The sequence below is a fragment of the Flagellimonas marinaquae genome, assembly GCF_023716465.1.
Lineage (GTDB): Bacteria > Bacteroidota > Bacteroidia > Flavobacteriales > Flavobacteriaceae > Flagellimonas > Flagellimonas alginolytica.
This window is the reverse complement of record NZ_CP092415.1, coordinates 2914871-2928471: the sequence shown is the minus strand read 5'-3', so window position 1 is coordinate 2928471 and position 13601 is coordinate 2914871. Positions and strand designations below refer to the sequence as shown.

The 13601-nt window shown below is 39.5% G+C and carries 8 protein-coding genes; 4 read left to right on the top strand and 4 right to left on the bottom strand.

All coding sequences use genetic code 11. The annotated features are described in order from the left end of the window. Positions 1-134: 134 nt before the first annotated feature. Both MJO53_RS12940 and MJO53_RS12935 read left to right on the top strand, forming a co-directional pair. Positions 135-6716 carry an alpha-2-macroglobulin family protein gene (locus MJO53_RS12940; RefSeq protein ID WP_252079374.1) on the top strand — a complete coding sequence of 2194 codons (6582 nt, stop codon included), beginning with the start codon at positions 135-137 and terminating at the stop codon, positions 6714-6716. A gap of 19 nt (positions 6717-6735) precedes the next feature. Beyond that, positions 6736-8499 carry a WG repeat-containing protein gene (locus MJO53_RS12935; protein ID WP_252079373.1) on the top strand — a complete coding sequence of 588 codons (1764 nt, stop codon included), beginning with the start codon at positions 6736-6738 and terminating at the stop codon, positions 8497-8499. A 257-nt stretch (positions 8500-8756) separates the two neighbouring features. Here MJO53_RS12935 and MJO53_RS12930 read toward each other — a convergent pair whose 3' ends face one another. Both MJO53_RS12930 and MJO53_RS12925 read right to left on the bottom strand, forming a co-directional pair. After that, positions 8757-9686, bottom strand: coding sequence for a DUF2806 domain-containing protein (locus tag MJO53_RS12930; RefSeq protein WP_252079372.1), 930 nt, complete (start codon positions 9684-9686; stop codon positions 8757-8759). A 137-nt stretch (positions 9687-9823) separates the two neighbouring features. After that, positions 9824-10219, bottom strand: a complete 396-nt coding sequence (locus MJO53_RS12925; RefSeq protein WP_127137994.1) for a helix-turn-helix domain-containing protein — start codon at positions 10217-10219, stop codon at positions 9824-9826. Between the two features lie 144 nt (positions 10220-10363). On the opposite strand from MJO53_RS12925, the gene MJO53_RS12920 reads away from it, so the two are divergent. Both MJO53_RS12920 and MJO53_RS12915 read left to right on the top strand, forming a co-directional pair. Continuing rightward, the gene (locus MJO53_RS12920; RefSeq protein ID WP_252079371.1) at positions 10364-11584 is read left to right on the top strand and encodes a HEPN domain-containing protein; all 1221 of its coding nucleotides are present in this window, start codon (positions 10364-10366) and stop codon (positions 11582-11584) included. 1 nt (position 11585) lies between these two features. Further along, the gene (locus tag MJO53_RS12915) at positions 11586-11933 is read left to right on the top strand and encodes a hypothetical protein (RefSeq protein ID WP_252079370.1); all 348 of its coding nucleotides are present in this window, start codon (positions 11586-11588) and stop codon (positions 11931-11933) included. Positions 11934-12574: 641 nt separating this feature from the next. Here MJO53_RS12915 and MJO53_RS12910 read toward each other — a convergent pair. Both MJO53_RS12910 and MJO53_RS12905 read right to left on the bottom strand, forming a co-directional pair. Beyond that, complete coding sequence (locus MJO53_RS12910) at positions 12575-13357, bottom strand: hypothetical protein (protein WP_252079369.1); 783 nt, start codon at positions 13355-13357, stop codon at positions 12575-12577. Then, positions 13341-13574, bottom strand: a complete 234-nt coding sequence (locus MJO53_RS12905; RefSeq protein WP_252079368.1) for a helix-turn-helix domain-containing protein — start codon at positions 13572-13574, stop codon at positions 13341-13343. The genes MJO53_RS12910 and MJO53_RS12905 overlap by 17 nt, the downstream gene beginning before the upstream one ends. Between the last annotated feature and the right edge of the window lie 27 nt (positions 13575-13601).

Below are 13601 nucleotides of genomic sequence, written 5' to 3'. Positions count from 1 at the left end.
AATTTCCAGAAGACATTGAATCAGTTGTCATAAATCGATGGTTTTGTTCCCTTCCCTAACCCATATGATAGGTACACTCATTGGCACTTGTACTTAAGAGTGTAACTTTAGTTCTTTCAGGAAAATTGACCACCATGAAAAAACCTTTACTTCTATTACTCCTAATTATAGGGCTCCAATGTACCACAGCACAAACCAAATACGATAATCTTTGGAAGGAAGTTGAACAATTTGAACTCGATGGGAAGTTTAAAAGTGCCTCTGAAGTCGTTGACAAGATTCTTAAAAAGAGTAACAGAGCCAACGATAGTGATCAAATCGTCAAGAGCTTTATCTACAAATCCAAGTTCGCTCTTTTGCTTGAGGAAAATGCCCAGCAACAGGTTATCAAAGAAATACAGGGATATATCAACACTTCCAAATTTCCGACCGATGCACTTCTTACATCCGTGTATGCAGGTTTTTTGGAGCAATATCTCGCCCACAATCAATATAAAATCCGAAACAGAACGGAAACTTTAAATAGTGAAGAAACCGATGATTTTGAAAAATGGGATGCCAATACTTTAGTAGCCCATATAGGGAAACTCCACAAACAATCATTACAGCATACCAATGAGCTGAAAGAAATACCGATTGATCAGTTTAAGGCAATTCTAACGGAGAGCAATACCTCCAAAAAGTATAGGCCTACCCTCTACGATTTTTTGATGCATAGGGCCCTGGCCTTCCATAAAATTGACCGATGGTATGTAAATAGGTCTGAAGAACGGTTTTTCCTTAACGACCCCGTGATTTTTGAATCCACGGAAGAATTTGTCAAAGAGCCCTTCAAGACCGTTGACAGTATTTTTTCGAATCAAAGGGCCTTAAAGCTGTTCCAAGAACTGGAAACCTTTCACAAAAACAACGACACCATAGCATATGTAGATGTGGTAATCCAAAGATTGAAGTTTTCAAGGAACAACTCTCCGTTGGAAAATAGAAATCGATTGTATTTGAACGGGTTGCAACGGCTATATGAAAAATATCCTGACCATAGAGTCTCCGGAATCATAGCCTATGAAATCGCGGAAAGCTTGTTCAATGCGACCAATAGCAACAATGCAAAAAATGACCCACTACTTGCGGAACAAAGAATCAGGGCCTATAACTTGTGTAAAGAAGTAATCGATAAATATCCAAACTCGGATGGTGGTCTGCTCTGCAAAATTTTAAAGACCAAGATTGAAAAACAAGAATTGGATATTGAGATGGAGAAAAATATTGTCCACAATAAACCATTTCTTGGAAGGGTCACTTTTAAAAATGTAGATTCCCTTTATATCTCCATATATCCTATCCCCAACGAATATTTTACGGACACCTACTCGTATAAGCGTGACAGTCTTGCACTGAACGTGATCAAAAACACGAAACACATTGCCAATAGGTTTTACAGCCTACAAAAGAAAAAGGATTTCTATAGTCACGACATAGAGATCGACTTTCCTGAACTCCCTATGGGCAGCCACTTGATCATTGCATCCAAAGTTGGAAATCCAATGGCACTCAATGAAATATATGCGTATGAAAAAGTCCAAGCCACAAACTTGGTGTTGCTCTCCACAATGGCTGAGAACAGTCTCGATTTTAAATTACTGGACCGGTCAAACGGACACCCAATTCCGGGAGCCAAACTTACCTTGACCGATGACGAGGACTACGTTAAAATTGGAGAGACCGATGCTAAGGGTTCCTTCTCGGTAAAACGACCTAAAAAAGATTTCTATGATTTAAAAGTCATGGCCATCAAAGAGCATGATACCATTGTAAACTATGATCAAAGGCTGTATTCAAAAAGCAACTATTTCAATAATGAGGATGAGCGTCTGGCCAAAATGTCACTCTTTTTGGACCGAAGTATATATCGTCCGGGGCAAACCCTCTATTTCAAGGGAATCCTAACGGAACAAAAAAAGGGAAAAACCAACGTTGTGCCGAATACTTGGGTCACCTTGTTCATCTATGATGCTAATAATGAGGAAATCAAAGAAATCCGGTTAAAGACCAATGAATTTGGTTCTGTCCATGGACAATATGAGATACCCCGTAATGTACTAACGGGTGAGTTCTTGATCGAAATGGATGAAGATTATGGAACCGATGAAGAGGATGAAGACCCCTACTGGTACAAAATCGATGATTTTGAAATGGCCGAAGTCTATTTCTCGGTGGAGGAATACAAAAGACCGCGTTTTGAAGTGAATTTTGAAGAGGTAAAGGAAAACCTTCTGGTCGGTGATTCCGTTGTGGTCAAGGGTAATGCCAATGCACTACTTGGTATGGCCATTAAAAATGCGAAGGTCCAATACACCGTAAAACGAAATTTGACCTCATTGCGTGGTAGTCTGTACTATCAAAGTGAGGCACAGATCATAGCCCAAGGTGAAGTTGAAACAAATGGGAAAGGAAGCTTTGAAATTCCATTTGTATCCATCCCAGATTCCACCATTTTCAAAACGCACAGGCCCATTTATTCCTATGACATCACAGCAGATGTCACTGACATCAACGGAGAAACAAGGTCCGCCGAAACCACTGTCCGGGTAGGCTATCATAATCTACAGGCCAATCTCAAGATGGCCTCTACATTGAACAAAGAAGAATCCAACAGTATAAGTGTAACGGCTCAAAATCTGAATTCCCAACCTATACCTGCCCAACTGGAGATAAAGATATTTAAGCTAAAAGAACCTGATTATGTATTCCGAAAAAAACCTTGGGGTTTACCAGAAGGGCAGATAATGGAAAAAGAAAGGTATCGACAGCTCTTCCCCCATGAACTATTTGATAGTCTCGACCTAAAGGAACATTGGACCAAAAGAGAAATGGTACTCAGAAAACAAATCGAAACCAATGGTGAGGAAGTTATCGCTTTGGGGGATATGAAGGCATGGCAAGCCGGATCCTATACTATCACACTGACCGCTGTGGACCAGTTAAAAGACACGGTCTCAATTGAACAAGGGTTTGATGTATATGGCAATAACGAGGCATTCGTATCCAAAAGTCAACTTTTTGATTACAAACTTGTCAATAGTGCCTATAAAAGAGATGGCTTCGTACACCTTCAAATTAGTACCGCAGCAGAGAACCTAAAGTTTTTCTTGGACGGTTATTGTAATGAAAAGAAGGTGTACAGCAATGAAATTGACATTAAAAAAGGGACTTCATATATAAAGGTTCCCGTTGAGAAAGGCTTTAAGGACAAATTGGAGTTCAATCTGTATTTTGTAAAATTCAATAGTCTTTACTCCACGCAATTTGCGGTAGATTTTCCCGAAGTCACCAAAGGGCTGACCATCGAAACGATAAGCTTTAGAAATAAACTTGTTCCCGATGCAAAAGAAACATGGAGCTTCAAGATTACCAATTCAGATAACAAGGGTGCCAATGCGGAAGTCTTGGCAAGTATGTACGATACTTCTCTGGACCAATTTAAGCCGCACGATTGGGACAACCGATTTGGACATCAATATTACCGTAGTGCCTATGCACCGAGAATAGATGATGGCTATTCGTTTACAACCACGAATTTTAGAAAGTTCCATTACACGCCACGACTAAACGCACTTACTTTTCTTAAAAACTATCATCAGCTCAACTGGTTTGGACTCGATTTTGGAAGTACCCAATATGATAATGACCGTTATCTCCAAAAACTCAAGCTCAAGACATATCAACCCCCAAAGGCTGAAGGTAACATCAGTGGTATTGTGATGGATTCTGATGGGATACCCCTACCTGGTGTGAACGTAATTGTAAATGGTACCACTTCAGGGACACAGACCGATTTTGATGGTTTTTACTCCATTAATGCCCCGATCGGTTCCGAATTGGTCCTTAGCTACATTGGTTTTAAAAGTGAAATGGTTCCCATCACTCAATCGAACTCCGTGAACATAGCTTTGGAAGAGGATTCCCAAGCTTTGGATGAAGTCGTGATCACAGCTATGGGTGTTCAGCTCAAAAAAGATTTGACAGGTGCGGTTTATATTAATGCCTACAGTATAAGTGCCGATATTGAAAACAAACTTGCTGGTAAAGTGGCCGGAATACAGATTACCGAAGCGGCCGGAAACGCAGGTGCAGGAGCTGAAGTCATCATTCGAGGAATGACCTCCTTGAACTCTAAAAATAGGCCCCTCTTTGTCATTGACGGTGTTCCCATCGAATTTGGTCCAGATGGATTGAATGAAGTGACCATTCTTCCTTCCGACATTGAGGATATCACCGTGTTAAAGGGTGATTCCGCCTCGGCCATTTATGGCTCAAGAGGAGTCAATGGTGTGGTCATCATCACAACAAAAAAAGGTCTTGAAAATGCCCTGCAGGTAGAAACCAGATCTAACCTGAAGGAGACGGCATTTTTCTTGCCCAATCTCACAACGGATTCCAATGGTGCCATCAACATCAATTTTGATTCCCCTCAAGCTTTGACCAAATGGCGGTTTATGATGCTTGCCCATACCAAGGATTTAGAGGTTGGTCGATTGGAAAAAACGGCCGTAACCCAGAAAGACCTGAGCCTAGTTCCAAACTATCCACGTTTTTTAAGGGAAAAGGACACTTTGGTGTTTTCTTCCAAAATCAGTAATCTCACTTCCGATCCGCAATCCGGTGTTGCCATCCTACAACTGTTCGATGCGGAAACCATGAAACCATTGGACCAGAACGTCTTTGGAAATGACCAAACACAAAACTTCAGTATTTCCCCCAACAATGATGTAAACGTTTCTTGGAAGCTCCATATCCCTGAAAACACAAACGCAGTTCAGCTTAAAGTGCTGGCCAAATCAGGTGCTAAAAGTGATGGGGAAAGTATGGTCATTCCCGTTTTGTCCAACAGGATATTGATAACCGAATCTAAACCCATTTGGGTGCTGCCCAATAACACTAAAGAAGTTGTTCTGGAGTCATTGAAAACACAAAGCTCCACATCGCTCCAACATCATCGATTTACATTGGAGTACACTTCAAATCCAGCATGGACCGCCATAAAATCATTGCCCTATCTTATGGAATTCCCCTACGAATGCGCAGAACAGACCTTTTCAAGATTCTATGCCAATGCCATTGCGGAACATATTGTAAACAGCAATCCCCAAATAGCCGAAGTATTTCAGAGTTGGGCAGATACTGGGCAAGAGAAAAGTGCCCTAGAAAAAAATGAAGAATTACAATCCATTTTAATTGCTGAAACACCCTGGGCAAGGGATGCTAAAAATGAAAGTGAAAACAAAGCAAAGTTGGGTAGACTTTTTGAAAAGAACGCCCTAACTGACCATCAAACCCAAGCCTTGAACAAATTGAAAGAGCTGCAGTTGGCTTCTGGAGGTTTCCCATGGTTTGCCGGAGGTCGTGAAAGCAATTTTATCACCAGGCATATAGTGGCCGGATTTGGACACTTGAAAAAGATGAACGTCACGAGTGAAAATAGTTCCTATACCAAGGGACTTACGGGAAGGGCTTTGCAGTATTTGGACATGGAGTTTGTCAAGAACTATAAGCAAAAGCTGAAAGAGGCCGTGGATTCCACCCAAATTGCTTTGAACAATGCCGATATCCATTACCTATATGCCAGAAGTTTCTTTTTGGACAGTCATCCCGTAACCGGAGAACTAAAAACCATACAAGCAAAGTACGTAGCGTTGTGCGAGGAAAAATGGTTGACCAAACCGCTTTATGAGAAAGGATTGACTGCGCTCATCATGAACAGGTATGGCAAGAAGGACATTGCAAAAAAAATCTTGGAGGCTCTCAACGAACAAGCAGTGCACAGTGAAGAGAACGGGATCTATTGGAAGGCAAATAAATCAGGATGGTATTGGTTTCAAGCTCCCATTGAAACGCAGGCGTTGCTCATAGAGGCATTTACCGAAATAGGAGCAACCAATGAAACCATTGATGGTTTAAAGTTATGGTTGCTAAAAAACAAAAGGACGCATCAGTGGGACACCACCAAAGCAACCACGGAAGCCATCTATGCATTGCTCATACAAGGAAACGATTGGTTATCGGTAGCCGACAACACCTCCATCTTGATAGGGGACCAAAAGATCCAAACCAAAAAACTGGATCAGACCGAAAAAGAAGCAGGTACCGGTTATATGAAACTTGTTTGGTCCGAGGAGGAGATATCACCGGAAATGGCAGAGATCAAAATTCAAAATAAGAGCAAGGTTTCCGGATTTGGGGGAATATATTGGCAATACTTCGAGAATTTGGACAAAATCGTTGATGCTGAAGATGGTCCTTTGATGATTGGAAAAAACATATTCCTCACCGAAAAAACCACGGATGGCGAAAAGTTGAGGCCTATTGGTCCAGAATTAAAATTAAACCTTGGTGACCTTATCACAGTTCGATTGGAAATTACTTCCACGGAGGAATTGGAATTTGTACACCTTAAGGATTTAAGAGCTTCTGGTTTAGAGCCCATTGATGTACTCTCTGAATACAAATGGCAAGATGGGTTAGGGTATTATCAATCCACAAAAGATGTCGCGACCCATTTTTTCTTCGACCGTCTCCCGAAGGGGACATACATTCTTGAATATCAGTTGAGGGTCAATAACAGCGGGGACTTTGGTACAGGAATAGCAACTTTGCAAAGTATGTATGCCCCTGAGTTTTCAGGACATTCGAAAGGTGCGAGATTAAAAGTAGAATAATAAATTTAAAATGTAAAAAATGAGAATCGTTCTCCTTGTTATCATTCTACTTCCAATAATTCACAGTTGTAAGCCCAAGGCAAAGTCACAACCTAAAGAGCAATCCTTTTCAAGAATTCATAAGGACGGGTCATGGGGCTATATTGATAATAATGGGGATACCTTGATTCCACTGGACAAGTACGAGTTTTTAAACCCAATCGATGCCGAGGGGATGATATTGGCGCACAGCTCTGGGAAGTCAGGTTATATCAATATCCATCAGGACACACTCATCGATTTCATATATGAACATCTGGGGGTCTTTTCAAATGGTCTGGCTCCGGCCAAAAAAAATGGTAAGTGGGGTTTCCTAGATCGTACAGGGAACATAATCATATCACATAAATTCGATAACGAGAGCTACTTTTATAAATGTGGGCTTGCATCGGCCAAAGTGAATGGAAAATGGGGATTTATCGATCGATCGGGAAATACTGTGGTGCCAATCATCTATGATGGCGCTCGGTACACTAAAATTGATAGTCTGGTCTGTCTACGGATGGGTCAAAAATGGGCTTTCTTCTCCTGTAATGGACAACAATTAACGGATTTCCAATATGATTCATTAACAGGAGGATTGCACAACCAACATAATTATACCTATTTCAAGAACGGTCCGTGTTTGGTAAGTATTGAGGGAAAGTTCGGCTATATCGATGAAAATTTTGAACCAATTCTTCCCTTTGGCAAATTTGAAAAGTACAACGCATTTGATGGCTCAAAAAGGGCCATTGTAAAGACTTCCTCAAAGTTTGGCCTGATCGATCGGGAGGGACAATTTATTCTCATGCCAAAATATGACACCATAGAAAGCTTCCCGTATCCACTAGGGAGATATAAGCTTAGATTTGGTGGATTGTACGGAATATTGGACGCAACCGCAGACCAAATATTGCCGCTTACTTATAGGTCCATAACTCCAAACTATTTCAAGAACGATTCCGTAACCATCGGTACACTGATCTTAAAAGATGACAATGGAAAATTTGGTGTGACCGACCACAATGGAACGCCATTGATACCTATGACATATGATTCCATAGATAAGTTCCAAGAAGTCAATGGTGAAAGTTATGGCATAGTACGCCGCGATGGAAAATATGGTGTCATCGATTCAAAAAACAGGGCGGTCATCCCTATCGAGAATGACTTTATTTATTCGGATAGGTGGATGGAATATTTGATTGTGGAAAAGCAGGGATCCTTTGGTCTCTATACCAAAGGTGGCAAAGAAATTCTCCCTCCCCAATACGACTATCTCAGACCGTGTTATTATGATAAAAACAACAGGTTTATTGCGGGTCAATATGGGAAACTTGGGTTGATCTCCAAAGAAGGGAAAACCATCATACCCTTTGAATATGACTATATTTCAAACTGGGTGGAATACGGTCCAAACGAACATTTTGTGGTAAAGGATGGAAAACACGGTCTTATCGATCGAGATGGGAAGACCACAGTACCACCGGAGTATGACCAAATTATCTACAATAACCCAACATTGATCAAGGTGGAACGTGACGGACGATTTGGTACAATTGACCGAAAAAACAATATAATACACCCAATTAAATATGAGAAAATGTATTGGGAATGGCCTTATATTACAGGACGTCCTCTGGATACCATATTTGTAAAATACAACGGAGTATATTTTGCTACGGATACCCAAGCCAATATCATCGATATGGAAATATCGGAGAAATTTATAGAAGAAAAGTTTCGATACCTATCCAATTGAAGACGAATGAAGCAAGGCCAAGAAGTGCTGAAAGCCCAAAATCTTGCAGGACTAACTTTCTGAGTGTGGCAGGTCCATCCTCCTAAACATAAATAATTGAATTTCAAATATTTACATCGTTAACTCAGACCAGTTAACCGAACCCTGAACCGTGTTCAAATCAGCACATTCAGAGGCAAAACTTATGGAAGTTTTACACTTCTAATTTAAGCATTTTTTTGACAAACAATGACATCACATTTATATGCAATGAAATATTAAACAGTGGGCTCTTGGTTAATCTCAATTGCCGTTGAAGGAAATCCCCTTTCTTTGAGAACTTCTTGAATTCTAGTACAAAGAGCTTTTAAGTAATCCTCATCATAATCTCCAGTAACTAACAAGGCTAATTCCTTCCCGAAAGAAGTGAATTTCTGACCCTGTGTTTGCATCTTAAAGTCTCCTGCTGGCTTACCAAGTCCAACTGTGACTTTTCGATTTAAAAGGGAAAATGAAAACTCATTATCTTTTATTGGGAAAACCATGGTAGCAGGAAAATTATAAACTGTTATAAGGTTTAGGTGATCCAAATAGGCCCCTTGTTTTCTATAAGCATAATCACCGAATCTTTCCTTGAAATATTCCCCCATATAACTGGTTGGTAATAGGAATTCACCCATTTCATTTTTTATGGAGTATTCGACTAAAGCCTTAAGGGCTTGCGCTTCCCTGGTTGACATAAGTTTCAAAGCGTGAATGGCCCTTTTGGAAAATGTCCCAGGCCTCTTTACCTCTCCCGCAAGTAATCTTGCCCAAATAACTTGCATTTCTTCACTGGAAACATCTTCTGCAGACTCAAAAAACTGTATTATCCAATCTTTATCAACGGGGTTATCATCAACTTGTTTTCCCATTAATTCCATTGCCGCTTGTCCAGCAATTAAATCTCTATTGGTTTTCTTCCTATGTTCTCGCAACAGTATTTCCTCCTCTAATTCCAGATAGTATTGTCTTATATTCTTATCACTAATTACAAGCGCATCTACCTTTGCTTTAGCAATGGTTTTAATGGCCTCCGCTTCGGCCTTTGCTTTCTTTCTAATTCTGGTCGGTTCATACAAAACCGATACAGCACAGGTGATGGAGTCAATTAATTTGGTTATCGGTTCTGATAACTTACCAAGTTCTGACAAGGATTCGCTTGACATATTTAATTTTTATTCGGTTGCATTTGAATGAAAAATAGTATTCACGCAGTGGATATCAATATAAAAGCGAACGAAGCAAAGCGCAGTGCTGCAAGCGTCCCAAAACTTACCAAACTAATTTACTGAGCGAGGTAAAATCACTTTTTATTTAAAAGCTTTTCCAAGTAAGCGACCTTATCCTTTTCAGCTTGAACAAGTCGTTCATATAACTCAACCACTTTATCCAATGGATTAAAATTTGGTTGAACATTAATTGCGTTGATTGTTGAACTGTCGTTACTGGTAAAAGTGTTTGAAATAATGTTCAGAACATTCTCTTCCGAAAAATTTTCAATACCTTCTTTGGTGACCCCCAATGCCTTGGCAATTTCTTCCAGTTTCACATCATCTACCTTTTCACTGTTCTCTATGTTTGATACTGCCTGTTGGCTTATGCCCAATTCTTCGGCAAGGGTTTCTTGTTTCATTCCACGGAGTTCCCTGATCCTACTGATCTTTCTGCCTATATGGTTGTTCTTGGTCTTTGTCTGCATATCTCAAATATAGGGTGTTTCGTACAATAATCCGATTGTAAAATACAAAACAGGTTCAATAAAATACAAGTGTCCATGGTGGGGTACTTTGGAATGTGGCCTTAATATGGTCAGTAATTCACGAACCCTTTAAACCATATTCTCATGACACATGGCACAAACATACCGGAAAACTTTGAAAGAGCAGAAGAGCTGTCCGAATTGCTCGACAGCATCCTGAACATCATTACCATTGACAGGGCCTTTCTATCTAAGAAACAAATCGAGGGAAACACCGTATATTATTTCATTACCCTTTTTGTGGATGTCAACAATGACCCACTTCCCAATGAGATCCGTTCACTGGTTGCAAAGAAAGGAAAGAAGCATCCTGATTTCAGGATAAGGGTCTACACGGAGAACCAATCCGAAACAGGCCTTGAAAGGGGAGCACTCTATTTCTTGGAACATTGCTGCCTCGGGAAGACCGTCTTTGCTCATCCCGAGGGGGAGAACATTATGGATTATTCAACCATGGCATATCAGACCCTCATGAAGAGGGCTTCTCGCTATCATAAATCGGAACTGGCAAAAGTAAATGCCTTTGCCAATACTGCGGACATCTTGATTAAGGAAGGGGATTATGCCATTGCCACCTTCAACATGCACCAGGCCTTTGAGCTTTCGTTCCGCTTCATTGAACAGATGTGTATAGGAAGGAGTATGGTTACGCATAGTATCATCAGCCATATCAACTACTGCAAACATTTCTTTCCCACCCTACAACCCTTTTTGGAATCTTCTGGAAATGAAAGCAATGAACTGTTGTTGCTGTTGGAACATGCCTATAGTGTTGCCCGTTATGGCAATGAGTTCGAGATCACAAAAGTAAAGACCATGGCCATCCAATCCCAAATGAAGGAATTTATTCAAGAAGTCGAATCCATTTTCCAAAGACACCTTGACCAGTGCAAAGACCAAATTGAGGGAATCGGAAAGGATTTTGATAAAGCATTTCCAAAAGTGAACGAGATCACAGGGAACAATAATGAGGCTTCGTTTATTGGTCAACTGAAGGAACTGGAAAAAATGTATTTCCATGCCTTGAAGCCCTACCTCCCTGAAAAGGGATTGTACAGCACCGAACTCATTACCGAAGGATACTGTGAAACCTCTTTTATGATCTCCAACCTAATAAAGATCTGCATCGTTGCATTGGAAAATGAATATATCCCTACGCGCATTGTTCCCCAACCCCACCACAATGTAAGTGAGGTTTTGGGATACATACTGGATTTGATACCCCATGATGAAATGGAATTCTTGGACAAGGTCAGAAAACTGCTTTCGGAACAAAAGACAACTGTTGCCGAAGAATCCCATTGATATGAATCCAAACGAAGAAAAGCTAATAAAGGATTTGAGACTTCACTCAAATGACCATTCCCCTACCTTGGTTCCTCATCCATGGTTCAAGGATAAGTACCACCCCACGTTCTTTTATGTTGATGGGCATGCAGATCTTTTGTTGACCGTTCGTGCATTGATATATCTTTCCATGAGGGCAATAAATCCAGATCTTGGCTCTGACGATGTAATGGACAGGAACGAAGAGGAATTCATTCATCAGGCGATGACCATTGCAAACCGATTGATGCCAGTTGGGGAAGAAGCATTGATGGACCATTTGAACCTATTTTATCAGGAAGAAAAGAAGGCTAAAGAAGAGGAATGAAAAGGAATAGCAAAAGCATTATTTCCTCAAATAAGGAGGTGTTTTTATGATTTTTACGCTAAAAATTCCTTGATTTTATTAGGCTGAACGCGTTTTTACGCTAAAAATGGGATTAATCCTAAAATTTCAGATGGTCAAAAGTTTGAATACATATCGATGCTTGATCCTAATGCCAAACAATCATTTTTTCATCAAAAATTCATTGAATTTACTGGGCTGAGAGCATTTTTTCACCAAAAATGGGAAAATGGTCGCTAAAATGAATTCCACATAGAGATACTGCTATAGGTAGCCTTGAACAATCCTCAAAAAAGCATTTTTCCGTGAAAAATTCATTGATTTTACTGGGTTGAGGATACTTTTCCGTGAAAAATGCTTTAATCGCAATTAATTAATATTTTCAAAAATCTTCCTAAAAATGGGCTTTTCCGAAGGAAAATGAATCAATAGCGCCGCGCTTGCGCGCTATCCTCTTGCTGTTCCTTTTTCTTTTGCGTAGCAAAACAAAAAAGAAAAGCATTCAAAAAGGAAAAAATTAAATTTTGGATTATGAGTAAAGGTAATTTCTAATTTAAAATCTCCATGAAGGATTATAACTAGTCAATAAATAACAATCAAAAAATAGAAATAATTGTTTTGAATTACTCTATTGCCGTCATAAAATCATAACTCCACAACTTTGGGTCTAATTGAAGGCGATTAGAAAACCTATCATTGTGAGCGGGATGTATGACTAATGATTTTCTTGAGCCAAAAACGAATTCCCATTTCATGGTTCTGGTAAATAGACAAGCTGCAACTATGTCAATTTCATCCAATTTATAGAACCTTGCAGCTTTTCCCTTGGATTCCAGACTTGAATCATCCCGAGAATTACGAGTTCTTTGAAAATCAATTGAAAGTTTAGAATGATTAAACTGGTTCAAAAAATTATCAGGATTTAAACCATCATGAATTGAGGTATACGATAATTGTGAAGCGCTAAATTCATATCTTGGAATACCGGATTCTCTAAGGTTTTGAGGTAAACGGGAAAACAAGTTTTTCAAGTCTTTTAGAGAGAAATGATTGCTCTTATCTAAATTAACTTGTGTTAATTCTCCTTTATTTAATTGGACGTATCTCAAATAATTAAGGAGGTCATTTTTAGTGCTTATCTTTTGAACTTCAACGTTTTTACATTCAACAATTATCTCTCTTCCATCCAATAACGTGACATAGAAGTCCTTTTCAAAATCATTTTCAGCCTCCTTAAAACTGGTGATTACTTTCTTTTCTTGAAGTGATTTAAAATAATCCTTCAAATGCCTTTCAGCAACAGCTCCTTTCACCGCCATATATGCTCTGGGGTTGTTTTCCAGAACTTCCGCCAAATCATTAGGAGATAAACCACAAAGGTTTTTTAATCTATCTATTTCTGTCATTGGTTTTCCATTCAAAATAATCTATAGGATTGATACCAAGAGATATTGAAATTAATGAGATTACTCTAAAAGTAGCATTGTATTCCTCTCTTGTAGCAATAGATTTCAGGGTCTCAACTGAAATATCAGTATCCTTACTTAATTCTTCATAGGATAATTTCAGCCCAGTTTTAGCTTGGTAATCAAGTAATGCTTGTTTTAAATTAAACCTCAACATATAAATGTATTGTCAATACACTTTATT